This window comes from Agrobacterium sp. ST15.13.015, assembly GCF_027871645.1.
Taxonomy (GTDB): domain Bacteria; phylum Pseudomonadota; class Alphaproteobacteria; order Rhizobiales; family Rhizobiaceae; genus Agrobacterium; species Agrobacterium leguminum.
The window spans coordinates 295,214-319,756 of the sequence record NZ_JAQAHF010000003.1 but is presented as its reverse complement, the minus strand read 5'-3'; the positions used below and the strand labels follow the sequence as shown (position 1 = coordinate 319,756).

Here is a 24,543-nt window from a genome sequence, read left to right as displayed (position 1 = left end):
TTTCTCCCTCAGCGAACCGCAAACGCCCGTGGATTTATTGACTTGCCGGCCTCACCTGCTATGGATCAACCCGCTTTTTGGATAGTTGCGTAAAACTATCTCCTTTCACCCGGAAACAGACGGAAAAGCCATGATTTCTCGCGACAAACACAACCGGATGGCAAATGCGATCCGATTTCTTGCCATGGATGCAGTGGAGAAGGCCAATTCCGGCCATCCCGGTCTGCCGATGGGCGCCGCTGATGTCGCCACCGTTCTCTTCACCCGTTACCTGAAATTCGATCCCAAGGCGCCGCTCTGGGCGGATCGCGACCGCTTCGTGCTGTCGGCAGGTCATGGCTCGATGCTTCTTTACTCGCTGCTTTATTTGACGGGCTACGAGGACATGACGATCGACGAGATCAAGCGTTTCCGTCAGTTCGGTTCCAAGACCGCCGGCCACCCCGAATATGGCCACGCGACCGGCATCGAAACCACAACCGGCCCGCTCGGCCAGGGCATCGCCAACGCCGTCGGCATGGCGATTGCCGAGCGTAAGCTGGAAGAAGAATTCGGCTCCGACCTGCAGAGCCACTTCACCTATGTCCTGTGCGGTGACGGCTGCCTCATGGAAGGCATCAGCCACGAAGCCATCGCGCTTGCCGGCCACCTGAAGCTCAACAAGCTCGTTCTGTTCTGGGATGACAACAACATCACCATCGACGGCGAAGTCGGCCTCTCCGACAGCACCGACCAGATCGCCCGCTTCCAGGCCGTTCACTGGAACACCATCCGCGTCGATGGCCACGATCCGGACGCGATTGCCGCCGCCATCGAAGCTGCGCAGAAGTCCGACCGCCCGACCTTCATCGCCTGCAAGACCGTGATCGGCTTCGGCGCGCCCAACAAGCAGGGCACCCACAAGGTGCACGGCAACCCGCTCGGCGCGGAAGAAATCGCCGCCGCCCGCAAGAGCCTGAACTGGGAAGCCGAAGCCTTCGTCATCCCGGAAGACGTGCTCGACGCATGGCGTCTGGCCGGCCTGCGCTCCACCAAGACCCGCCAGGACTGGGAAGCCCGTCTCGAAGCCACTGAAGCTGGCAAAAAGGCCGAGTTCAAGCGCCGTTTCGCAGGCGACCTGCCCGGCAACTTCGACAGCTCGATTGACGCCTTCAAGAAGAAGATCATCGAGAACAACCCGACGGTCGCCACCCGCAAGGCTTCGGAAGATTCGCTCGAAGTCATCAACGGCGTCCTGCCGGAAATGATCGGCGGCTCTGCCGACCTGACGCCGTCCAACAACACCAAGACCAGCCAGATGAAGTCCATCACGCCGACGGACTTCTCCGGCCGTTACCTGCATTACGGCATCCGCGAGCACGGCATGGCGGCGGCGATGAACGGCATCGCGCTGCATGGCGGTCTCATCCCCTATGCCGGCGGCTTCCTGATCTTCTCGGATTATTGCCGTCCGTCGATCCGCCTTGCAGCGCTCATGGGCATCCGTGTCGTCCACGTTCTGACGCATGATTCCATCGGCGTCGGCGAAGACGGCCCGACCCACCAGCCGGTGGAGCAGATCGCAGCCCTGCGCGCCATTCCGAACCTGCTCGTCTTCCGCCCGGCGGATGAAACCGAGACGGCAGAATGCTGGCAGCTCGCGCTGGAACAGAAGCATCGTCCTTCCGCACTGGCGCTTACCCGCCAGAACCTTGCGCCCTCACGCAAGGAATATGAAGAGAAGAACCTCTCCGCTTACGGCGCTTACGAACTCGTCTCCGCCAGCGACGCCAAGGTTTCGATCTTCGCCTCCGGTTCGGAAGTCGAAGTGGCGCTGAAGGCCGCCGCAACGTTGAAGGACAAGGGCGTTTCCGCCCGCGTCGTTTCCGTTCCCTGCTTCGAGCTCTTCAAGGAACAGCCGGAAACCTATCGCAACGCCATCATCGGCAAGGCTCCGGTGAAGATCGCGGTCGAAGCCGCCATCCGCCAGGGCTGGGATTATTTCATCGGCTCCGACGGCGCATTCGTCGGCATGCACTCCTTTGGAGCGTCCGCACCGGCGAAGGATCTCTTCAAGCACTTCGGCATCACGGCGGAAGCCGTCGTCGCCGCAGTCGAGGCAAAACTTGCGTGAGGGCTTCCCAGGCCCTCACCATTCAGCAAAGACCACGCCCATTCTTGTTCGGGAGACTGTAAATGACTGTAAAAGTTGCCATTAACGGCTTCGGCCGCATCGGCCGCAACGTCCTGCGCGCCATCGTCGAATCCGGCCGCACCGACATCGAAGTCGTTGCCATCAACGACCTCGGCCCGGTTGAGACCAACGCACACCTGCTGCGCTACGATTCGATCCACGGCAAGTTCCCGGCCGATGTGAAGGTAGAAGGCGACACGATCATCGTTGGCGGCGGCAAGCCGATCAAGGTGACGGCCGTTCGCGATCCGGCAACGCTGCCGCACAAGGAACTCGGCGTCGACATCGCGTTGGAATGCACGGGCATCTTCACCGCTCGCGACAAGGCTGCCGCTCACCTGACGGCCGGCGCAAAGCGCGTCATCGTTTCGGCTCCGGCTGACGGCGCAGACCTCACCGTCGTCTTCGGCGTCAACGACGACCAGCTGACGAAGGACCATCTGGTCATTTCCAACGCGTCCTGCACCACCAACTGCCTCGTGCCGGTCGTGAAGGTTCTCGATGACGTCGTTGGCATCGACCATGGCTTCATGACGACGATCCACTCCTACACGGGCGACCAGCCGACGCTGGACACCATGCACAAGGACCTGTACCGCGCCCGCGCCGCAGCCCTGTCCATGATCCCGACCTCGACGGGCGCTGCCAAGGCCGTTGGCCTCGTTCTGCCGCACCTCAAGGGCAAGCTGGACGGCACGTCGATCCGCGTTCCGACCCCGAACGTTTCGGTCGTGGACTTCAAGTTCATTGCCAAGCGCGCCACCACGGTTGAGGAAATCAACGAAGCGATCAAGTCTGCCGCCAACGGCAAGCTGAAGGGCATCCTCGGCTACACGGACGAGCCGCTGGTTTCCCGCGATTTCAACCACGACAGCCATTCGTCGATCTTCGCCAACGACCAGACCAAGGTCATGGAAGGCAATTTCGTGCGCGTCCTGTCCTGGTACGACAACGAGTGGGGCTTCTCCAACCGCATGTCGGACACGGCCGTCGCCTTCGCGAAGACCATCTAACGAAGACGCATTAATGGATGCAGGTCCGGCGGGAGCAATCTCGCCGGATTTTTTATTTCGATTTTCCTATGAGGTGCCTCCAAGTTTTCAATTTCCTGCCTTTGTCTGGTCGATTTTGAAACGGACAAGAGATGCAGGGATAACGGTCGTGCGCAATGCACTTCGGCCCTGCCGTATCATTCGATACACCCCGCCTTGCGTCGCCTCTCAACGCCACCCGAAACAGCGCTGACAGACCGCAACCCGTGGCGCATTGACTGCAGACGCGCAGAGCATTCATTGCAGCGGTCAACGCGGTTTGAATGAGGCGGTGGACGTGGAATCATTTTATCTTCTGTTGCTGGTCGCAACCGTTCTCGTTCTCGTCGCCGCCTTTTCCAGCCTCATCGCCTTCCGCTTCGGCGCGCCCCTCCTCCTGCTTTTCCTGATGATCGGCCTTGTGGCCGGTGTGGACGGCCTCGGCATAGAATTTACCAACAATCCGCTAGCCTATATGCTCGGCTCGCTTGTGCTCGCCGTCATCCTTTTCGATTCCGGGTTCGGCACATCCATCCAGTCCTTCCGGCTTTCCGCAGCACCCGCCGTCGCTCTCGCTACAGTCGGCGTCGTCCTCACATCCGTCTTTTTTGCCGGCGCGGCGGCCCTGCTGCTCGGGCTTTCCTGGCTGGAAGGCCTGCTGCTCGGCGCCATCGTCGCCTCCACGGATGCGGCGGCTGTGTTCTTCCTGCTGCGCATCGGCGGTATCCATATCCGCGATCAGGTGCGTTCGACGCTGGAAGTCGAATCCGGCACCAACGATCCGATGGCGATCTTCCTCACCATCGCCCTGGTCGAAATCATCGCCAAGGGCCAGGGGCTTGCCGGCATCGATAGCGGCTTCCTGCTTCTTTTCATTGAACAGATGGGCCTTGGCGTGATTTTCGGCCTGCTCGGCGGTGTCATGATCGCCACCGTCGTCAACCGGTTCGCCGCCGACCGCGGGCTGGCGCCGATCTTCGTGCTGGCGCTGGCGCTGCTGGTCTTCTCCTTCACCGGCACAATTGGCGGCAGCGGTTTTCTGGCGGTCTATGTGGCAGGCATCGTTGCTGGCAACCGCCGGATTTTCGCCAAGGAAACCATTCGCCGTTTCCATGAGGGGCTGACCTGGCTTGCCCAGATCATCATGTTCCTGATGCTCGGCCTGCTCGCCACCCCGTCGCAGTTTCCGGCAATCGCGATTCCGGCCGTGCTGCTCGCGCTTTTCCTGATCTTCGTCGCCCGCCCGCTCGCGGTCTGGCTGAGCCTAATGCCCTTCAACTATACCCAGCAGGAAACCTCCTTCGTGGCATGGGTGGGCCTGCGCGGCGCGGTTTCCATCCTGCTCGCCATCATGCCCATTCTCGGCGGCCTTGACGATGCGCAAATCTATTTCAACGCCGCCTTCATCATCGTGCTGGTGTCGCTCCTCGTGCAGGGCTGGACCATCAAGCCGGTGGCGACAAGGCTCGGGCTGATCGTGCCGCCGCGCATGGGCGAGGTGGACAAGCTGGAAGTCGATCTACCCGGCACCGCCAATCACGAACTGATCTCCTACCGGGTCGCCAAAGGTAGCGCCATCATGCAGGGCGAGCGTATTCCGCGCTGGGCCATGCCTTCGCTGGTGGTGCGCGACGGCAAATCGATCCGCTATCAATATGCCGGGCGGCTGCGGGAGAACGATCTCGTCTATCTCTTCATCGCGCCCGGCTATTCCCGCCTGATCGACCGGCTGTTCGCCAGCGCCCTGCCGGTTGCCGATGACGACGCCGATTTCTTCGGCACCTTCGCGATCTCGCCAGCCCGTCCGGCGAAGGAGCTGGACGCAGCCTATGGTCCCGACCTGCTTTCGCCCGCCGAACAGGCGATGAGCGTTGCGGAACTCATCGAAGCGCGCCTTGCCGGAAAGGCCGATTATGCCGACCGCGTGCGCCTCGGCTCCATCGTGCTGATCGTTCGCACATTGGACGAACACGAGGCGATAACCGGTGTGGGCATCTCCCTCGAACCGGTGGAACCGGCCACCAGCCTGCCGATCTTCATCAGCTTTTCGGAAATCCTCAACCGTGTACGCAACCATCTGGCAGAGAAGCGCCAGCCGCGCCCCGCCAGCGTTGAAGAAAGCGCCCCCGCCGCTCCGAACACAGTGAGAGAAAATGAGGCCTGACCGGCTTGCGTCGTCAATCAGGCATAGTATGGTCCGTGCCGAACTCGCAACAAATCAGGATCGACCTATGCCCGCTTTCAAGACCCTCGACGACCTCAACGACATTGCCGGAAAGCGCGTTCTCGTCCGCGTTGATCTCAACGTACCGGTCGCAGATGGCAAGGTGACGGACGCAACCCGTATCGAACGCGTTGCGCCAACCATTCTGGAGCTCTCCTCCAAGGGCGCGAAAGTCATTCTACTTGCCCATTTCGGCCGTCCGAAGGGCGAACCGGTCGCCGAAATGTCGCTTTCCCAGATCGTACCTGCCGTCGAGGAAGTGCTGGATCATGCCGTTTCCTTCGCGACCGATTGTATCGGTGCACCGGCGGCGGATGCCATCGCGAAACTGAACGATGGCGATATCCTGCTTCTGGAAAACACCCGTTTCCACAAGGGCGAAGAAAAGAACGATCCGGCCTTCGTCGAGGCTCTGGCGGCCAATGGCGATATCTATGTGAACGACGCCTTCTCCGCCGCCCACCGCGCCCACGCTTCCACCGAAGGCCTTGCACGCCACCTGCCCGCCTATGCCGGCCGCACCATGCAGGCCGAGCTTGAGGCTCTGGAAAAGGGCCTCGGCCAGCCGGTGCGTCCTGTCGTCGCCATCGTCGGCGGCGCCAAGGTGTCGAGCAAGATCGATCTGCTGATGAACCTCGTCAAGAAGGTCGACGCCCTCGTCATCGGCGGCGGCATGGCCAACACCTTCCTCGCCGCCCGCGGCGCACAGGTCGGCAAATCGCTTTGCGAGCATGATCTCGCCGAGACCGCAAAGCAGATCATGATCGAGGCAGCGACATCCGGCTGCGCCATCGTGCTGCCGGAAGACGGCGTCGTCGCCCGCGAATTCAAGGCCGGTGCGGCCAATGAAATCGTCGACATCAACGCTATTCCCGCCGACGCGATGGTTCTCGATGTCGGCCCGAAATCGGTTGAAAGCATCAAGGCCTGGATTTCCCGCGCCGAAACGCTGGTCTGGAACGGCCCGCTCGGCGCCTTCGAAATCGAGCCCTTCGACACGGCGACCGTTGCCGCTGCAAAACACGCGGCGGAATGCACCAAGGCCGGCAAGCTCGTCTCCGTCGCTGGCGGCGGCGACACCGTTGCCGCGCTCAACCACGCCGGCGTTTCCGAGGATTTCTCCTATGTTTCGACGGCCGGCGGCGCCTTCCTCGAATGGATGGAAGGCAAGGAATTGCCGGGCGTTGCCATCCTGACCGCCGCCAAGTAAACTCACCCTACTTGCCTGACACGAGGCCGGACAAGCCATGCTTGTCCGGCCTTGCTTTTTGGTAAGCGGCACCGGGAGGAAAAGTTTCAAACGATTGAAATGATTTCAATCGTTTCAATGAGTTAGCGTGCCATTTCCCTGCCCTGGAACTTCTGTTATCGGAAATTTATTGTGCCTTGGGAGAATAGCAAATGACCGAACGTCTCGAAGACATCGCAATCAAAATGGTCGCCGACGGCAAGGGCCTGCTCGCCGCCGACGAATCCACGGGAACGATCAAAAAGCGTTTCGACAGCATCAATCTGGAGTCCACCGAGACCGCCCGCCGCGATTATCGCGAGATGCTGTTCCGTTCCGACGACGCCATGAAGAAATACATTTCCGGCGTCATCCTTTATGAAGAGACCCTGTTCCAGAAGGCCGCCGATGGCACGGCTTTCGTGGATATCATCAAGGCGGCCGGCAGCCTGCCGGGCATCAAGGTGGATATCGGCGCCAAGCCGATGGCTTTCCATCCGCATGAATTCATCACCGAAGGCCTCGACGGTCTTTACGAGCGCCTGCGCAAGTATCATGAGGCCGGCGCGCGTTTCGCCAAATGGCGCGGCGTCATCACCATCGGTGAGCAGCGTCCGAGCTGGGGTTCGATCAAGGCAAACTCCCAGTCGCTCGCCCGTTACGCCGCCCTCTGCCAGCAGGCGGATATCGTGCCGATCGTGGAGCCGGAAGTGCTGATGGACGGCGAACCGGGCACGCATGACATCGACCGCTGTGCGGAAGTCACGCAGTGGGTTCTCCAGACTGTCTTCGCGGACCTGTTCGACGCCCGCGTGAACCTTGAAGGCATGATCCTCAAGCCGAACATGATCATCGACGGCAAGAAGGCCCGCAAGGCTTCCGTCGAGGAAGTGGCGGAAAAGACCGTGAAGGTTCTGAAGGCGACCGTGCCTTCCGCCGTTCCGGGCATCGCCTTCCTCTCCGGCGGCCAGTCCTCCGAAGAGGCAACGGCGCATCTCTCCGCCATGAATGCCGGCTACGACCTGCCCTGGTCTCTGACCTATTCCTACGGCCGCGCGCTTCAGGATACGGCCCTCAAGACATGGGGCGGCAAGCAGGAAAACGTCGCCGCCGGCCAGCGCGCCTTCACGCACCGCGCCGCGATGAACAGCCTCGCCGCCAAGGGTAACTGGAAGCAGGAACTCGAAAAGGCAGCCTGAGGCTGACAGAGAACATCAGATAAACAGCAGCCGCCCCAACGGGCGGCTGCTTCGTTTGATAAAGCAAGATCATCCGTATTCCGTCACCCGGACACATCGTCTTTCATTTTACCTGACTGATAATTCTCAACCGTTTTGATTGTGCATCGCTACCTGCGTGGAAGCATGTCCACCATGGGCAGCCTTATTTGCTCAAGTCGTGCGACCTGACGACTTTATGACCGTCATTGCCGCAATAGACAGCGGATGCGCTCCCCGACTTCTCCAGCGCATAGCGCCAGACCATCCGGATCGCCCGGCATCATAAGCGCTTTCGTTTCGACAGGCTTCCGAAAAGCCCCGGAAATTGCTGCACGCTCGTTACATCACAGATAAATTTCAATCAATTATAGTATGATCCACTATGTGGACCTATAAACACGCGATGAAAACCACGCAATACTGCATTTATACAGTTGATTTTGGCACTTTTCCTGTGTATCCCAAATGCATAGTTTTTTAACGGTCCATATTGTGGAGGCAATATACCGCTAGTTTCAGGCTTTTGGAGGGGTCTGGCCGGTCTGGCAATGACAGATATATCCTGATGCGTCGGTCATGATATTGGCCTCGACGCGGATAACTCTCTTTGTCTGCCGCAGTCCGTTGCGAAGGTTGTTCTGTGGGAGAGGAGGCCCCGATGACCATGACCGCAAACGCGAATGACGACGTATTTGTACTCGATGGAGAGCTTTTGCATACCGGGCCGGTAACAGGCTCGTGGTTCATGCGACCCATCGAGGCTGTGGCGGCCGTGCTGCTGGCGGTGATGATCGGCCTGCTTCTGCTGGGCGTGACATCGCGCTATGCCCTGCATTTGCCAATCGTCTGGATCGATGAAACGGCGTCGTTGAGCTTCCTTTGGTTTGCCATGCTGGGTGCGGCAATTGCCATCGATCGTAGCGAACACCTGCGACTGACGCTGTTTCTCAACATGTTTCCGCAGCGCATTCTGGGTTATGTCAATTCACTCGCTTTGGTGCTGGTGGCGACATTTCTTGCGGCGATTATCAAGCCGGCGATAGAATATGCCATTGAGGAATGGGTCGTTACCTCGGCGGCGCTGAATATTCCAATGTCCTTCCGCGCCGCGGCCTTGCCGGTTGGCGCCTGTCTGATGCTGCTGCTGGTCCTCAACAATCTCTTCCGCAGGGAAAATCTGCGGGACATCATCGCAGCCGTTGTCACCGTCGCGGTCGTCTCCGGCCTGCTCTATCTGGCATCGCCGACGCTCGAAACTTTCGGCAATTTCAATCTGGCGATCTTCCTCGGCCTGTTCGTGGCGGTGTTTCTGGTGCTGGGCGTACCGATCGCCTTCTGTTTTGGCCTTGGAACCCTCGCCTACCTGACCTTTACCACCTGGGTTCCGACCATCGTGATGATCGGGCGCATTGACGAGGGCATGTCGGGCATCATTCTGCTGTCGGTTCCGGTTTTCGTGCTGCTGGGCTGTGTGCTCGATGCCACCGGCATGGGCAGGGCGATTGTCGAGCTGCTATCCTCGATGTTCGGGCATATTCGCGCCGGCATGTCCTATGTGCTGCTCGGCTCGCTGTTTCTGGTCTCGGGCATTTCCGGCTCCAAAGTTTCGGACATGGCAACGGTTGCACCGGCGCTGTTTCCGGAAATGAAGCGCCGTGGCCACAAGCCCAAGGAAATGATTGCGCTGCTCGCCACCGGCGCCGCCATGGCCGATACGGTTCCGCCCTCCATCGTGCTGATCGTTCTCGGTTCGGCGGCGGGCGTGTCGATTGCCGGCCTGTTCACTTCCGGCTTCATGATCGCCATGGTGCTGCTTCTGGTGCTGGCCGTTCTGGCCCGCTGGAAGGCGCGGCATGAAAACATGGAAGGCGCAAAACGCACCCCGTGGCCGCTGGTCGGCAAGGCGGCCCTGGTTGCAGCACCGGCGCTGGTTCTGCCCTTCCTCATCCGCAGTCTGGTCGGCGGCGGCGTGGCGACGGCAACCGAGGTTTCAACCATCGCTGTGCTCTATGCGATGATTATCGGTGCGGTGCTTTATGGCGGCATCAGCCTCAAAAAGCTCTATTCCATGCTGGTGGAGACGGCCGCCCTTTCCGGGGCGATCCTGCTGATCCTCGGCTGCGCCTCGGCCATGGCCTGGGGGCTGACGCAGAGCGGCTTTGCTTTCCAGTTGACCGCGATGATCACCGATCTGCCGGGCGGCTGGATGACCTATATGGTCGTATCGATCCTGATTTTCATGATCCTCGGCTGCGTGCTGGAAGGCCTGCCGGCAATCGTATTGCTCGCACCGATCATGTTCCCCATTGCCCGCACGCTTGGCATCAACGACATCCATTATTCGATGGTGGTCGTGGTCGCCATGAATATCGGCCTGATGGCGCCGCCCATAGGCATCGGTTTCTATATCGCCTGCAAGATAGGCAATGTTTCGCCTGATGAGGCCATGGGCGCCATCTGGCCCTATCTCGCAGCCATGGTCATCGGTCTGCTGCTGATTGCGGCAGTTCCGGGCTTCTCGACAATTCTGCTCTAAGACCGTGGCGGGGGTCCACCCGCCACGCCGATGAATGACACATGCTTTTATTTTGGGAGGAGAAAGCAATGAATATCAACAGACGTACCGTGTTGGCCGGCGCCGGTTCTGCCGTTCTTGCCACCGCTTTTGTGTCGCGCGCCCGCGCTGCGCAATTCAATTATAAATATGCCAACAACCTGCCTGCCGCGCACCCCATGAACATCCGCGCCAAGGAAGCGGCCGACCGTATCGCGAAGGAAACCGACGGCCAGGTGATGATCAACATCTTCCCCAGCAGCCAGTTGGGTGCCGATACCGATGTGTTGAGCCAGGTACGCTCGGGCGGCGTTGAATTCTTTACGCTTTCGCCACTGATCCTGTCGACGCTAGTGCCGAATGCATCCATCAGCGGCATCGGCTTCGCCTTCCCGAACTACGATTCGGTTTGGGCGGCCATGGATGGCGATCTCGGCAAATATGTGCGCGGCGAAATCGCCAAACAGAACCTCGTTGCCATGGACACCATCTGGGATAACGGTTTCCGCCAGATCACCAGCGCTTCGAAGCCCATCGCCACGCCGGCCGATCTCGAAAGCTTCAAGATCCGCGTGCCGGTAAGCCCGCTCTGGACCTCGATGTTCAAGGCCTTCAAGTCGGCCCCAGCCTCGATCAATTTCGCTGAAGTCTACACCGCCCTGCAGACCGGCGTTGTCGATGGCCAGGAAAACCCGCTGGCGATCATTTCCACCGCCAAGCTGTTCGAAGTGCAGAAATTCTGCTCGGTCACCAACCATATGTGGGACGGCTTCTGGTTCCTGGCGAACAAGCGCGCCTGGGAGCGCCTGCCGGATGACCTGCGCGCCATCGTCGCCAAGAACCTCAATCAGGCCGGTAAGGACGAGCGGGCCGATGTGGCGAAACTCAATGCCTCGGTGAAGGAAGACCTGATTGCCAAGGGCATGACCTTCAACGACACCGACGCCTCACTCTTCCGCGCAACTCTCAAGGAAGCCGGTTTCTATTCCGAATGGAAGGGCAAATATGGCGATGAAGCCTGGGCCATTCTCGAAAAGGCCGTTGGCGCCAGCTTGACCTGACCGGTCCGCTGAATAATTGGCCCCGCTTTGAGAGCATTTCCAGGAAAAGTGAAAACGCTCTAGCGGGGCCGACCCGACTATTTCTGACGATTGTAATGGAGACTGTTTTGACAGGTCGCCTGACGGGAAAACGCGCCATAGTTTTTGGCGCAGGATCATCTGGTCCGGGTTTCGGCAATGGCAAGGCTGCGGCCGTGCAATTTGCCCGCGAAGGCGCGCGCGTAGCCTGTGTCGACCTTTCCGCTGACGCGGCCGAGGAAACCGCGCAGATCATTCGCGGCGAAGGTTTCGAGGCGATTGCGGTTGCTGCCGATGTCACGGAACTCGATTCCGTATCGGCTACGGTTGCGCGGACCTGCGAGATCTTCGGCGGCATCGATATTCTGCACAACAATGTCGGCGTGACCCATATGGGCGGCCCGGTAGAGCTGGACGAGGAACGTTTTCGAGCCTCGGTCGATCTCAATATCGGCTCCGTTTATCGCACCGCCAAGGCGGTGCTGCCGGTGATGCTGGCGCAGGGCGGCGGGGCCATCGTCAACATCTCCTCTCTCGCCTCCATTCGCTGGACCGGCTATCCCTATTTTGCCTATTACGCCATGAAAGCCGCCGTAAACCAGGCAACCGTGGCGCTGGCCATGCAATATGCCCGCCAGGGCATTCGTGCCAATTGCGTTCTGCCAGGAATGATCGACACGCCGCTGATCTACAAGCAGATCAGCAATCAATATGCCTCCGTCGAGGATATGGTGGCGGCGCGCAATGCCGCAGTCCCGGTAGGCCGCATGGGCGATGCCTTCGATATCGCCCGCGCGGCAGTCTTTCTGGCATCCGATGAAGCCAAGTTCATCACCGGAATCTGCCTGCCGGTCGATGGCGGGCAAAGCTGTGCGGTGGGAGCGTTTTCCTGATATGGCCACGATGATCCCGATGGAAAACGACCTGACAGGCGCGCGCGCGGTAGACCGGGCGCTGGGACTTCTATCGATGGTGGGGCGTCATGCCGAACGCGGTGTGGCGCTTTCGGTCATCGTCACCGAAAGCGGGCTGAACAAGCCCACGGCCCGACGCCTGCTGCTGGCGCTGATCCGCGCAGGCCTGGTGGAGCAGGATGAGGAAACGCGGCGTTATTATCTGGGCGAGGAAGCCTATGTGCTCGGCAGCCTGTCATCGCGCCGTTTCGGCTTGCTGCAGATGGCCCAGGACAGTCTGACGCGCATTTCCCGCCGGACAGAGGATTCGAGCTTCCTTTCCGTGCGTCGCGACACGTTCGCATTATGCCTCTATCGCGAAGAAGGCACCTGGCCGGTGCGCACCCACGCGCTTCAGGCCGGTTTCGAGCACCCACTGGGCATTGGCGCGGGATCGCTCGCCATGCTGGCGGCGCTGCCCGATGCCGAGGTGGAAAGCGTCATTGCCGCCAATAGCGGGCTGATTGCCGCGAACTATCCCGGCATCACGCTGGACGGGCTGCGCCGCGATGTCGAATTGACGCGAACCAACGGTTATTCGCTCAATCCGGGTCTGATCCTCTCGAATTCCTGGGGTATCGGCGTTGCCATCCGGACACCGGATGGCGCAGTGGCGGGGGCGTTGAGCATTGCCGCCGTCGACAGCCGCATGCGGCCGGAGCGCCAACCGGAACTGGCGGCGGTGCTGCGCGAGGAAGTGACCCGCATCGAGACACGCATTGCGGAAATGATGGCCAGCCGCGCCCGCACGCGCGGCGAAGGCGACGCGAAACGGCAAACAAGGAGAACGAGCAAATGAGCAAAGCGCAGATCGTCGGCTGGGCGCATTCGCCTTTCGGCAAATCGGCCCTTGAAAATACCGAACAACTGATGGCTTCGGTCGTGGCGCCAGCCATAGACCATGCGGGCGTCGATGTCGGCGATATAGACGGCATTTTCGTCGGCGTGATGAATAACGGTTTCTCGAAACAGGATTTTCAGGGCGCGCTGGTGGCCATGGGCGATGAGCGCCTCGCCTACACGCCCGCCGTGCGTTTCGAGAATGCCTGCTCGACGGGATCGGCCGCCCTTTACAGCGCCATGGATTTCATCGAGGCCGGGCGTGGGCGCATCGCGCTCGTTGTCGGCGCCGAAAAAATGACGGCGCTGCCAACCGCCGAGGTGGGTGAAATCCTGCTATCCGCCTGCTACCGTGCCGAAGAAGCCGATATTTCCGGCGGCTTTGCCGGCCAGTTCGGACGTATCGCCCAGGCTTATTTCCAGCGCTATGGCGATCGCTCGGAAGAACTGGCGATGATCGCCGCCAAGAACCACGCCAATGGCGCGGTCAATCCCTACGCCCATATGCGCAAGGATTTCGGCTTCGATTTCTGCAACACGGTATCGGATAAGAACCCTTACGTCGCAGGCCCGCTGCGCCGCACCGACTGCTCGCTGATTTCCGATGGCGCCGCCGCCATCATTCTGGCCGATGAGGAAACCGCAGCGACACTCAACCGGGCCATCGGTTTCCGGGGCCGCAAGCATGTCAATGACATTCTGGCGCTCAGCCGCCGCGATCCGCTGGCCTTCGAGGGCGCGCGCCGCGCCTGGGCAGGTTCGCTGGAACTCGCAGGCGCGACGCTCGACGACCTCTCCTTCGTCGAAACCCATGATTGCTTCACCATTGCCGAACTCATCGAATATGAGGCGATGGGATTGGCGAAGCCCGGTGAAGGGCACCGGGTGGTGCGCGAAGGCACGGCCCTGAAAACCGGTCGCCTGCCGATCAACCCCTCCGGCGGGCTGAAATCCAAGGGGCATCCGGTTGGGGCAACCGGGGTCTCCATGCATGTCATGGCGGCGATGCAATTGATGGGCGAAGCGGGCGACATGCAGATCCCCGGCGCCTCGCTCGCCGGTGTTTTCAACATGGGGGGAACTGCGGTTGCCAACTATGTCTCGATCATGGAGCGCGTGAAATGACGATACATCCTCCGGGCGGGGTTGCGCCTTCGACCACGCGGGTCATGAATCTCTCGCATTTCCTGACCCAGGCAGCGCGCCGCAACCCCGCCGACATCGGCTTCGTATGGGGTGACAAGAGCTGGACATGGGCTGAAATGGACGCCCGCGTCGATGCCATGGCGCAGGCGCTGGTAACAGAATTCGGCGTCAGGAAAGGTGACCGCATTCTGGTGCAGTCTTCCAACAACAACCAGATGTTCGAATCCATGTTCGCCTGCTTCCGCGTGGGCGCGGTGTGGGTGCCGACCAATTATCGCCAGTCGCCCGATGAGGTGGCCTATCTGGCAAAAGCCAGCGGCGCACGCGGCATGATCTGCGCCAGCGCTTTTCCCGAGCATGCAAGGGCAAGCCGCGAAGCAACCGCGATCGATTTCACCATCGCCATTGGCCCGGCCGAATTTGGCGAGGACTACGATACTATCGTGGCCCGCCATCTGGGCCAGAAAGTAAAAAGCGAGGCGGTGGATCGGGACGATCCCTGCTGGTTCTTCTTCACCTCCGGCACGACGGGTCGACCCAAGGCTGCGGTGCTGACCCATGGCCAGATGGCCTTCGTCATCACCAACCATCTTTGCGATCTGATGCCCGGCACCGGACCGGGCGACGCTTCCATCGTCGTTGCACCGCTTTCGCACGGCGCGGGCATTCACCAGCTCGTGCAGGTGGCGCATGGGGCAAAAACGGTGCTTCCGGCTGCGGAAAAACTCGATGTGACCGCGGTGTGGGCGCTGATCGAGAAATGGCGCGTCACCAATGCCTTTACCGTGCCGACCATTCTGAAAATGCTGATCGAAGACCCTTCCGTGGATCGTTTCGATCATTCCTCGCTGCGCTATGTCATCTATGCCGGTGCGCCCATGTATCGCGCCGATCAGAAACGGGCGCTCGCCAAGCTCGGCCCGGTGCTGGTGCAATATTTCGGCCTTGGCGAAGTGACCGGCAACATCACCGTGCTGCCGCCTTCCTTCCACAATGCCGAAGACGGCCCGGAGGCGCGGATCGGCACCTGCGGTTTTGATCGCACCGGCATGGAAGTGCAAATCCAGAACGATGCGGGCGAGGAGCTTCAGGCCGGTGAAACCGGCGAAATCTGCGTTATCGGCCCTGCTGTTTTCGCGGGTTATTACGATAATCCCGATGCCAATGCCAAAGCCTTCCGCAACGGCTGGTTCCGCACCGGCGATCTTGGTCACCGCGACGAGAACGGTTTCGTCTACATCACCGGCCGCGCCTCCGACATGTATATTTCCGGCGGCTCGAACATCTATCCGCGTGAGATCGAGGAGAAAATCCTCATGCATCCGGATATCAGCGAGACAGCAGTTCTGGGCGTGCCGGATGCGGTGTGGGGCGAGGTCGGCGTCGCCGTCTGCGTGGCGCGGGAGGGCGCGGATATCGCCGGCATCGACCTGAAAGCCTATCTCGACGGCAAGATGGCCCGTTACAAGCTGCCGAAAGCCATTGTGTTCTGGGATGCCATGCCGAAATCCGCCTATGGCAAGATCACCAAGAAGATGATCCGCGAGGAGCTGGAAAAGCGCGGCCAGATGCCGGTTTTTGAGGAAAAACTGACTGGCTGAAGGCCGTAACGCATAACCGGGAGGAGACGGTATGACACAGCAGACGAGAGAGATGAAAGGCGCTGTCGCCATCACCGGCGGCGCATCGGGTATCGGCTTTTCCACGGCGCAGCTGTTGATGGCGCGCGGCTGGCAGCCATGGCTTTTGGATCTCAAGCGTGAGGCGCTGGATGCGGCCTGCGAAAAACTCGGCATCGATGCTTCGCGCGGCATCGTCTGCAACGTGGCGGATGAGACGTCGATAGAAGAGGCTTTCGCCGCCTTGACGTCAGACGGCGCCGATCTGGTGGCCGTCGTCAACAGCGCCGGCATCGGCATCGACAAGCTTTCGGTCGATACCAGCGTGGAAGAATTCCGTCGTATCGTTGACGTCAATCTCGTCGGCAGTTTCGCCGTGGCCCGCACCGCCGCGCGTTATTGGCTGGACCGCGCAATTTCCGGTTCGATCGTCAATATCAGCTCGGTTTCCGGCATGTGCGGCAATCGTGGTCGCAGCGCCTATGGCGCTTCAAAAGGCGGCGTCAATCTTCTGACGATGGTTATGGCAAACGAACTGGGGCAATCGGGCATTCGCGTCAATGCGATTGCGCCCGGCCCCGTCGATACCCCCCTCACCCAGGCGGTTCATACGGAGAATGTTCGCAGCCAGTGGCACAGCCGCGTTCCCATGCACCGCTATGGCAGGACGGACGAGATTGCCTCTGCCGTGGCTTTCCTTGTGTCGGACGACGCGAGCTACATCAACGGTCAGGTGCTGGCCGTAGACGGCGGCTTCATTACCGCAGGGCTTGCGGTATGACGATAACGCCCCCGGAGGGGCTTCCGCGCAGCATCGTCCATCCGGGGCCGGCAACACCCGAACGCTTCCGCGTCGTCGGCTGCCACGCCCATCCGGTCAGGCTAAATGCCAGACCCGGCGTCTGCGTCAACGAGGCGATTGCAGAGGCCTTTGTCGAACAGGGTTTCGATGGCGGTTATGTCAGACTGAAAAATGTGCCGATGAAGCGGTTGCACTATGTGATGCCCGCTGCCGCACCCGATGACGCCCATGCCGCCTGGTATAGCGAAACATTCTCCATGCCGGGAGGCACGATCATCGATGCCGGCCTGCATATGGGGCGACGCGACGGTCAGCCGTTCCTGCACTGCCATGGTTCGTGGAAAAGTGCCGAAGGCGTTCTATCCATGGGGCACCTGCTGCCTTTGGAGTCTGAATTTGCCGGGGAAACGCCGCTCGAGGCGCTGGCGCTGGATGGCGCAATTCTGGACGTGCAGAAGGATGAGGAAACCAATTTCCCCCTCTTCACCCCCATCGCGCAGCCGCGCAACCGGAAAGATGCGGGGCTCCGGGCGCTGTTGTGCACCGTGCGGCCCAATACCGATATCTGCACGGCGCTTGAAGCCGCCTGCAGACAGTTCGGCCTGAGGGAGGCCGAGGTCAATGGTATCGGCAGCCTGATCGGCGCGGATTATGAAGACGGAACAAGTCTCACCGCCTATGCCAGCGAAATCCTCATCCGCAATGGCCGCATCCACCCCTCCGCCACGGGTGGCGAACGGGCAATGCTGGATATTGCGATGGTCGATCTTACCACGCGGATCAGCGGCGGGCGGCTGGTGCGCGGCAAAAACCCGGTCTGCGTCACTTTCGAGCTGCTTCTGACCGAAAGACAGGGGGCGGCTGCATGAGTTGCGCCGTGCAACTCCACCGCCCGCCTTACCGTACCTCACGCCGCCTACGGCTTTTCCGCAGGCAACCATTCTTCCAGCGTCACCTCAAAGGTCATGCACACCGGGTTGGCGCCGGCGATGAAGGGACCGCCATAAACCGCGCCATCGGTATCGGCGACAACGCCGGTCAGCGCGGCGCGCAGGGAGCCATCCGGCTGGGCGCGCACTTCACCGGCAATCGAAACGATTTCAACGGCAGGACCGCTTATCTGCAAAAACGCGCCGCTGCGGGTGCCGAGACACGCATCCACCAGACTGCCCAGCGCGCCGCGCACGAAGGCATTACGGAAACCTTCGGCCAGACACAGTTTCTCGACGCCGAGCACGAGGTCTTCATTGGGCGCAATGCGGGCATAGGCCACGCGGCCCATGGAGCCGGATTCGACAGTGTTATGCGTGTTCATCGGCGCGCTCCGTGCGGTTCCTGGGTTGAAGAAGGGGAATATTGGTTTCGGGATCGAAGGACTGCTGCAGCACAAAACTGTCGAGCGAGGTCACAAGGGCGGAAATGCCGCTTTCTCCGACGATACAGGATTCCGTCAGCAAATGGCCGCCTTTGACCACGCCCGCCGCAGTCCGCATGGCGGCATGGCAATGCACGATCGGCTCGCCCTTCATGCTCCGCCCCAGCGTCGCGTTGCCGAAAACCAGCCAGGCCGCCCCGGCATCGATGGGTTTCGTATAGGCGATGACCGCCCTGCCGGAAGGATCGGGTGGAGCCACGCAATAGGACAGGATGTCGAAATAACCGCCGAGAATGGTCAAAGAGGCATTTTCGATGCCGTTTTCGGCCAAAGGCCGCACGATGCCATCGTAGAGGCTGCACCCCGGCGCGATGAACAGCCGCATATGACGCGCAGATGGCGAGCGCAGGCTGTTGATACGCACCGGCGAAGAAATACCGGGGTGTATCAGCGTTCTCGGCCGTGGAAAATGCTGTTGCCGTGTGGGTGCCATGCCTGCTCCTCCCTGCTGCCTGTACCTTGCAGTACGGTACTCAAAGACCAGCCAAAGGTGCTTTCGAATGGCGTCGTCAAAGTGCCCTTCGGAAAACACTTCTTTCGCGAGCGGCCCCGCGGACGGCAGATTTTTTTGCGATACATTTCAGGGAGACCGGCATGACGAAGCCGCTGGACAGAATTGACCGCAAAATATTGCGGGCCCTGCTGGAGAACGGCAGGCTGAGCAATACGGAACTATCGGAAAAGGTGGGGCTGTCTCCCAGCCCTTGCTGGCAGCGCGTCAAGCGGCTGGAAGACGAAGGGGTCATTCGCGGCTATACCGCCATTCTCGATCAGGCCCATCTGGGACTGACGGAGACGGTGATCATCGAGGTCATGCTGGAACGTCACGACGATGAGGTTCTGGAACGTTTCGGTAAGGCCATGGCCGCTCTTCCCGAAGTGCTGGAAGCCTATCTGACAACCGGCGAATATGATTATCTCATCAAGGTGGCGGTGGCGGGAACCGCGGGCTACGAGCAGTTTCTGCGCCGCAAGCTTTACAAGATCGAGGGTGTGCGCCATTCCCGCTCCTGTTTCGCACTTAAATGCCTCAAGCATACTTTATCGGTCGTGCCGGACGCGGAGCCGCCACCCGCCTGAAAGGAGCCTGCCTCCGCGGCGGCTTTTCCTTACGGGCGCAGAAGCAGCGTCACCGACCAGATGACAAAGGCGGCAACCGCGATCTTCCAGCAATCGCCTCTTTTTTTCAGGCCCGGCAGACCGAGCGGCCGGATGATCTGGACCACCATGGCCAGCAGTAAAAAAAGGCCGATCGCCTTTGTCATTTATTGAGCCTTTTCTTTATTTCTGCATCGTCACAGGCTGGACATTTTTACCGTTCACCAGAAGAGTGCAACTCATTCGGGTAACGCCCGTCCTATGACCTGTCCGACCGTCCGTCCGAACGCATGAGAGTGTTTTCATGAGCAGAAATCTTCTACCCGTATTCGCTCTTTTATCCAGCACTCTGTTTCTTTTTCTCGGCAACGGCCTTCAGGGCCTTGTGCTGCCGGTGCGTGGTTCGGCGGAAGGTTACTCCAATGAAATTCTTGGCTTTCTGGGCACTTCCTGGGCGGCGGGATTCGTCGTCGGTTGCTTTGTCGCGCCTGCCATCGTGCGCCGCGCTGGCCATGTTAGGGCATTCGGGTCATTCGTGGCGCTGGTGTGCCTGACGGTGCTGATGACCGGCCTTATCATCGACGACACCTCATGGATCGCGCTGCGCGCGCTTACCGGTTTCTGCACGGCCGGAACCTCGATGATCATCGAAAGCTGGCTGAACGAGCGCGCCACCAACGAAAGTCGTGGCATGATCTTCTCGCTTTATATCGCCATCACGCTGCTCGGTGTCGTGGCGGGGCAGATGATCGTGCCGATGGGGGATATCAGCAATACCTCGCTGTTCATGATCTGCGGCATCATCTATTGCATCGCCATTCTGCCGGCGACGCTTTCGAAAGCGGCGAGCCCACAGCCGTTGCAGAAGGTGAAGCTGGATCTGCCGGCCCTTTACCGCAACTCACCGGTTTCCTTCATCGGCATCCTGATGATCGGCATTGCCAACGGCGCTTACGGTACGCTTGGCGCCGTCTTCGGTGCGCGGGCAGGGCTGGACCCGACCATGATCGCCATCATGGTGTCCGTCACGATTTTCGTCGGTGCGCTGGCGCAATTTCCCGCAGGCCGGCTTTCAGACCGGATAGACCGCCGCTATGTGCTTGCCGGGCTTGCCGGGCTTGGCGCGGTCGCGGGCCTGGCTGTCGCGGTGGTCCAGCCGCATGATGTCTATGTGCTGATTTCGATGATCGCCATTTATGGCGCCGCCGCCAATGCGCTCTATCCCATCGCGGTGGCCCATGCCAACGACTTCGCCGCATCGGAAGACTTCGTCAAGGTTTCCGGTGGTCTGCTGCTGCTTTACGGCATCGGCACCATCATCGGCCCGACGCTCGGCGGCGCGATCATGACCCATTTCGGCCCCTATGCGCTGTTTCTGGTCACGGCTGTGGCGCACCTGCTCATCACCGCCTATGCCATCATCAGAAGCCGCCGGCGCGCAGCGCTTTCAACCGAGGAAAAAGACAATTTCTCGACGATGATGCCAACGACACCCTCGCCGCTCGTCACGCCGGAAAGTATTGCGCTTGACCCGCGCGCGCCGCAATATCCAGGCGACGATGGCGACTATGTGGAAAAAGGAGCAGGCATATGAGCCTCTTTGACGATGACCGTCCGCAAAAACCGGCAGCGCATGAGATCGGTGGCGATCTCAGCCTTCTTTCCGTGGACGAACTGAGCAGCCGTATCGATCTTCTGCAAGCCGAAATCACCCGACTCGAAGAGGAGAGGACACGGAAATCCGCCGGAAGGCAGGCGGCGGAAAATCTCTTCCGATCCTGACGCGCGCTGCAGAATAGGTACACGACTGCACTTCCGCTGCCGTAAGCTAAGGCTCAGCCAGCGCCCGAAAATGAATATTACGGGGCAGTCTTTCGTTTACCATTAACCAAAAATTAAGCTTTCTGAGAGATTACTATACATGTCCAGTTCTTCTGGACCTCAGGCATCTTCTCCATACGGCGAATTGGTCTGATTTTTCTCCCTGTTTTACCTTGAGAGCCGCTTTCGCGGCTCTTTTTTTGCCGCTGGCCGGTTTCCGTAAAACTGTGGGTATTAACCCTTCTTTAATAATTGCCTTGCGCATTTCAGGTAAAGATACCATCCTGAAAACACTAAAGGCCGGAACAAAATATCCGCGTCGTCGTTGCCTGACAGTGTGGTGCGTGAGCAGGGATTTAAAGAAAATGTCGGAACAGGTTTTAAATACCATAAGCTTTGCGGGTCGCGCAGCTGCTTCCAACCAGTTCAAGACCCTCTATACCGAAGGCATGACCTTGGTTGAGGAAACGGCAAGTTATCTCGACGGCGCCGGCCGCGCCGCCTCCAAGGTGCTGCCGCGTATGGCCTCGGTTCTTTATGCGGCGGAATCGATGCGCCTCACCACCCGCTTGATGCAGATGGCCTCCTGGCTGCTTCTGCAGCGCGCCGTTAACAACGGTGAAATGACGCGCGATCAGGTTCTGAGCGAAAAGAACAAGGTGCGACTCGACAGCTTTAACGTCGACCGCAATGCGCCCGGCTGGAACGACCTGCCGGAATCCTTCCGCGACCTCATCGAGCGCTCGCTGCGTCTCCAGAACCGCATCGCCCTGCTCGACCGCGAAATCTATCGCCCGTCCGAAGCCGCCAAGGTGCCGGACAATGAAAACAGCGTGCAGGCGCAGCTCAACCTCCTGCGCACGGCTTTCTCGATCAACTGAGAAAAGACGACCTTATCTGGACAATTTGAAAAGCAGGCTCACCGGCCTGCTTTTTTCTTTTGCGTGCTACGCCGGCGCGGGCGCCATCGCCGAAAAATGGCAACAAAAAAGCCCGGCAAAACCGGGCTTTTTTTTAACGATCCGTCCGCAAGAGGATCAGAGGCCGAGGCCGCCGAAACGCTTGTTGAACTTGGAAACGCGACCACCGCGGTCCATAAGCTGCTGGTTGCCGCCCGTCCATGCCGGATGGGACTTGGGGTCGATTTCAAGGTTCATGACGGCGCCTTCCGAACCCCAGGTGGAGCGGGTTTCGTATTCGGTGCCATCGGTCATGACCACCTTGATCGTGTGATAATCGGGATGGATATCAGCCTTCATGACAATCTTCCTGGTTAAGTGACGTGCGGTCCATTTGCCGCAATTGCGTCAACTGAGCCATTTCAATAAATGAAGCCATAGACCAGATGGGCTATGGCTTCCCAATTCGATGCGGAGCCTATACATGAAGGTCGCCCAGATAACAAGAGCCTGCTATCCCCTTGTGAAGGGAGATGGCCAAAGGGGCGGGAATTTTGCCGCACGCGGGAAATTCACCCGCAAAAGGCCCAAAACGGCAGGGAATGAGGAGCATAGAGGACGTGGCAGACATTGACGAGCAGAAAGCGGCGAAACAACGAAGCCTGAAGCCGCTTCTTGGCCTGTTTCCCTATCTCCGGCGTTACCGCGGCCTGATGGCGGCTGCCCTTTTCGCTCTCGTGCTTTCTTCCGCCACGACACTCGCCCTGCCGCTTGCCGTTCGCCGCATTATCGATCACGGTTTCCAGACGCCTGATGGCGGCATGATCAACAGCTATTTCGCCATGCTTCTGGCGATTGCCGTTGTCCTCGCGCTCGCCAGCGCCATGCGTTATTATTACGTCATGACCATCGGTGAAAGGGTCGTCGCCGATCTGCGCCGCGATGTCTTTGCCCACCTCACCACCCTGTCGCAGCAGTTTTTCGATAGCAATCGATCCGGCGAGCTGACCTCGCGGCTGACCGCCGATACCGTGCAAATTCGCTCGGCTTTTGGCTCTTCCGCCTCGGTAGCGCTGCGTAACATCATCATGTGCTGCGGCGCGGTGGCGATGATGATCTATACCAGCCCCGGCCTTTCCGGCCTTGCGCTGCTTGCCATTCCCTTCATCGTTTTTCCGCTGATCGCCTTCGGACGCTCGGTTCGCGCCCGCTCCCGCACCACGCAGGACACATTGGCCAATTCCGCCGCCTATGCTTCCGAGACGATTGCGGCGAGCCGCACCGTGCAGTCCTTTAATGCCGAGGTGCTGGCGAATGCCCGTTATGGAGCCTCCGTGGAAGCCGCCTATCAGGGCGCACGCGCCGCCATCGGCGCCCGCTCCATCCTCACCGCCGTTGCCATTGCGCTCGTCTTCGGCAGCGTCGTCGGCATTCTCTGGTATGGCGCGCAAAGCGTGCTCTCGGGCACTATGACGGCCGGTACGCTCGGCCAGTTCGTGCTTTATTCGGTCATCGCGGCAAGCGGTCTCGGTCAGCTCTCGGAAGTCTGGGGTGAACTGGCGCAGGCGGGCGGTGCGGCAGAACGGCTCTCCGAACTGCTGAACGAGCACTCGCCCGTCGCGGAACCCATATCGCCCGTCGCCATGCCGCAACCGCCGCGCGGCGAGGCGGAATTCGAGAATGTCGATTTCGTTTATCCGCTCGCGACAGAACGGCCGATCGTTTCCGGCCTCTCCTTCAAGGTCAGCGCCGGCGAAACCGTCGCCATCGTCGGACCTTCCGGTGCGGGCAAGAGCACGGTTTTTTCCCTGCTGATGCGCTTTTACGATCCGCAGCAGGGCCACATCACCGTCGATGGCACGGATATTCGCGACGTCACCCTTGCCGATCTGCGCGCGCGCCTGTCCATCGTTCCGCAGGATGTGGCGATATTCGCCTCCTCCATCCACGATAATATCGCCTTTGGCCGACCTGACGCGACACGCGAGGAGGTGCGGGCCGCCGCCATCGCCGCACAGGCCGACAGCTTCATCGAACGTCTCACCGACGGATATGATACGCAGGTGGGCGAGCGCGGCGTGACGCTTTCCGGCGGCCAACGCCAGCGCATCGCCATTGCCCGCGCCATCCTGCGCAATGCGCCAATCCTGCTGCTGGACGAAGCCACCTCGGCGCTGGATGCGGAAAGCGAAACGCTGGTGCAGAAGGCGCTCGATGAGCTGATGAAAACCCGCACCACCATCGTCATCGCCCATCGCCTCGCCACCGTGTTGAAGGCCGACCGTATTCTGGTGATGGATGAGGGCCGCATCATCGAAGAAGGCACGCATCAGAGCCTCATTCGCCAGAATGGCCTTTATGCGCGGCTTGCCCGGCTGCAATTCCAGACCGGGCCGGACGAATTGCGCGCCCAGGCCTAGA

At 60.2% G+C, this 24,543-nt stretch carries 22 protein-coding genes; 18 read left to right on the top strand and 4 right to left on the bottom strand.

Features of this window, described 5'->3' with window-relative positions:
- Positions 1–130 precede the first annotated feature (130 nt).
- The 13 genes from tkt to PIB16_RS06625 all read left to right on the top strand — a co-directional run bounded on the left by tkt (position 131) and on the right by PIB16_RS06625 (position 17,738).
- On the top strand, positions 131–2,113 hold the full coding sequence (tkt, locus tag PIB16_RS06685; protein ID WP_271045250.1) for a transketolase: 1,983 nt from the start codon (positions 131–133) through the stop codon (positions 2,111–2,113).
- 62 nt (positions 2,114–2,175) lie between these two features.
- Positions 2,176–3,186, top strand: a complete 1,011-nt coding sequence (gene gap / locus PIB16_RS06680) for a type I glyceraldehyde-3-phosphate dehydrogenase (protein WP_059755800.1) — start codon at positions 2,176–2,178, stop codon at positions 3,184–3,186.
- Between the two features lie 316 nt (positions 3,187–3,502).
- Positions 3,503–5,368, top strand: coding sequence for a potassium/proton antiporter (locus PIB16_RS06675; RefSeq protein ID WP_271045249.1), 1,866 nt, complete (start codon positions 3,503–3,505; stop codon positions 5,366–5,368).
- A gap of 67 nt (positions 5,369–5,435) precedes the next feature.
- On the top strand, positions 5,436–6,638 hold the full coding sequence (locus PIB16_RS06670) for a phosphoglycerate kinase (protein WP_271045248.1): 1,203 nt from the start codon (positions 5,436–5,438) through the stop codon (positions 6,636–6,638).
- Between the two features lie 191 nt (positions 6,639–6,829).
- On the top strand, positions 6,830–7,855 hold the full coding sequence (locus tag PIB16_RS06665) for a class I fructose-bisphosphate aldolase (protein WP_271045247.1): 1,026 nt from the start codon (positions 6,830–6,832) through the stop codon (positions 7,853–7,855).
- Positions 7,856–8,534: 679 nt separating this feature from the next.
- Positions 8,535–10,412 (top strand): TRAP transporter large permease, encoded by a 1,878-nt coding sequence (locus PIB16_RS06660; protein ID WP_271045246.1) that lies wholly within the window; start codon positions 8,535–8,537, stop codon positions 10,410–10,412.
- Between the two features lie 68 nt (positions 10,413–10,480).
- Positions 10,481–11,491 (top strand): TRAP transporter substrate-binding protein, encoded by a 1,011-nt coding sequence (locus PIB16_RS06655; RefSeq protein WP_059755806.1) that lies wholly within the window; start codon positions 10,481–10,483, stop codon positions 11,489–11,491.
- 107 nt (positions 11,492–11,598) lie between these two features.
- Positions 11,599–12,402, top strand: coding sequence for an SDR family NAD(P)-dependent oxidoreductase (locus PIB16_RS06650; RefSeq protein ID WP_161987910.1), 804 nt, complete (start codon positions 11,599–11,601; stop codon positions 12,400–12,402).
- A gap of 1 nt (position 12,403) precedes the next feature.
- The gene (locus PIB16_RS06645; protein ID WP_065656496.1) at positions 12,404–13,261 is read left to right on the top strand and encodes an IclR family transcriptional regulator; all 858 of its coding nucleotides are present in this window, start codon (positions 12,404–12,406) and stop codon (positions 13,259–13,261) included.
- Positions 13,258–14,427, top strand: a complete 1,170-nt coding sequence (locus PIB16_RS06640) for an acetyl-CoA acetyltransferase (protein ID WP_065656497.1) — start codon at positions 13,258–13,260, stop codon at positions 14,425–14,427. Before PIB16_RS06645 ends, PIB16_RS06640 begins: the two co-directional genes overlap by 4 nt.
- A complete protein-coding gene (locus tag PIB16_RS06635) occupies positions 14,424–16,049 on the top strand; it encodes an acyl-CoA synthetase (RefSeq protein ID WP_174040053.1) in 1,626 nt (541 codons plus the stop codon). The genes PIB16_RS06640 and PIB16_RS06635 overlap by 4 nt, the downstream gene beginning before the upstream one ends.
- Before the next feature lie 31 nt (positions 16,050–16,080).
- Entirely contained in the window at positions 16,081–16,848 is a 768-nt protein-coding gene (locus PIB16_RS06630) for an SDR family NAD(P)-dependent oxidoreductase (protein ID WP_065656499.1), read from the top strand.
- On the top strand, positions 16,845–17,738 hold the full coding sequence (locus PIB16_RS06625) for a PCC domain-containing protein (protein WP_271045245.1): 894 nt from the start codon (positions 16,845–16,847) through the stop codon (positions 17,736–17,738). Before PIB16_RS06630 ends, PIB16_RS06625 begins: the two co-directional genes overlap by 4 nt.
- 47 nt (positions 17,739–17,785) lie before the next feature.
- Here the strand turns inward: PIB16_RS06625 and PIB16_RS06620 are convergent, their stop codons facing one another.
- Together PIB16_RS06620 and PIB16_RS06615 are read right to left on the bottom strand one after the other, a co-directional pair.
- Positions 17,786–18,184, bottom strand: a complete 399-nt coding sequence (locus PIB16_RS06620; protein WP_271045244.1) for a PPC domain-containing DNA-binding protein — start codon at positions 18,182–18,184, stop codon at positions 17,786–17,788.
- Positions 18,171–18,737, bottom strand: a complete 567-nt coding sequence (locus PIB16_RS06615; protein ID WP_271045243.1) for a DUF296 domain-containing protein — start codon at positions 18,735–18,737, stop codon at positions 18,171–18,173. The genes PIB16_RS06620 and PIB16_RS06615 overlap by 14 nt, the downstream gene beginning before the upstream one ends.
- A 161-nt stretch (positions 18,738–18,898) precedes the next feature.
- Between PIB16_RS06615 and PIB16_RS06610 the strand changes: the two genes are divergently transcribed.
- Positions 18,899–19,384, top strand: coding sequence for an Lrp/AsnC family transcriptional regulator (locus PIB16_RS06610; protein WP_065656502.1), 486 nt, complete (start codon positions 18,899–18,901; stop codon positions 19,382–19,384).
- Positions 19,385–19,413: 29 nt separating this feature from the next.
- On the opposite strand, the gene PIB16_RS06605 is transcribed toward PIB16_RS06610, so the two are convergent.
- Positions 19,414–19,569 (bottom strand): hypothetical protein, encoded by a 156-nt coding sequence (locus PIB16_RS06605; protein ID WP_003520354.1) that lies wholly within the window; start codon positions 19,567–19,569, stop codon positions 19,414–19,416.
- Positions 19,570–19,706: 137 nt separating this feature from the next.
- Here PIB16_RS06605 and PIB16_RS06600 point away from each other — a divergent pair, with 137 nt between their 5' ends.
- The 3 genes from PIB16_RS06600 to rcdA all read left to right on the top strand — a co-directional run bounded on the left by PIB16_RS06600 (position 19,707) and on the right by rcdA (position 22,104).
- Positions 19,707–20,996, top strand: coding sequence for an MFS transporter (locus PIB16_RS06600; RefSeq protein ID WP_035262904.1), 1,290 nt, complete (start codon positions 19,707–19,709; stop codon positions 20,994–20,996).
- On the top strand, positions 20,993–21,184 hold the full coding sequence (locus PIB16_RS06595) for a DUF1192 domain-containing protein (RefSeq protein ID WP_003506186.1): 192 nt from the start codon (positions 20,993–20,995) through the stop codon (positions 21,182–21,184). Before PIB16_RS06600 ends, PIB16_RS06595 begins: the two co-directional genes overlap by 4 nt.
- A 404-nt stretch (positions 21,185–21,588) precedes the next feature.
- Positions 21,589–22,104 (top strand): protease adaptor protein RcdA, encoded by a 516-nt coding sequence (gene rcdA, locus PIB16_RS06590; RefSeq protein WP_003506184.1) that lies wholly within the window; start codon positions 21,589–21,591, stop codon positions 22,102–22,104.
- A gap of 156 nt (positions 22,105–22,260) precedes the next feature.
- Here rcdA and rpmE read toward each other — a convergent pair whose 3' ends face one another.
- Positions 22,261–22,482: a 50S ribosomal protein L31 gene (gene rpmE, locus PIB16_RS06585; protein ID WP_003497640.1), complete on the bottom strand. Its 222-nt coding sequence runs from the start codon at positions 22,480–22,482 to the stop codon at positions 22,261–22,263.
- Positions 22,483–22,742: 260 nt separating this feature from the next.
- Between rpmE and PIB16_RS06580 the strand changes: the two genes are divergently transcribed.
- Positions 22,743–24,542, top strand: coding sequence for an ABC transporter transmembrane domain-containing protein (locus tag PIB16_RS06580; protein ID WP_271045242.1), 1,800 nt, complete (start codon positions 22,743–22,745; stop codon positions 24,540–24,542).
- The last annotated feature ends 1 nt before the right edge of the window (position 24,543 follow it).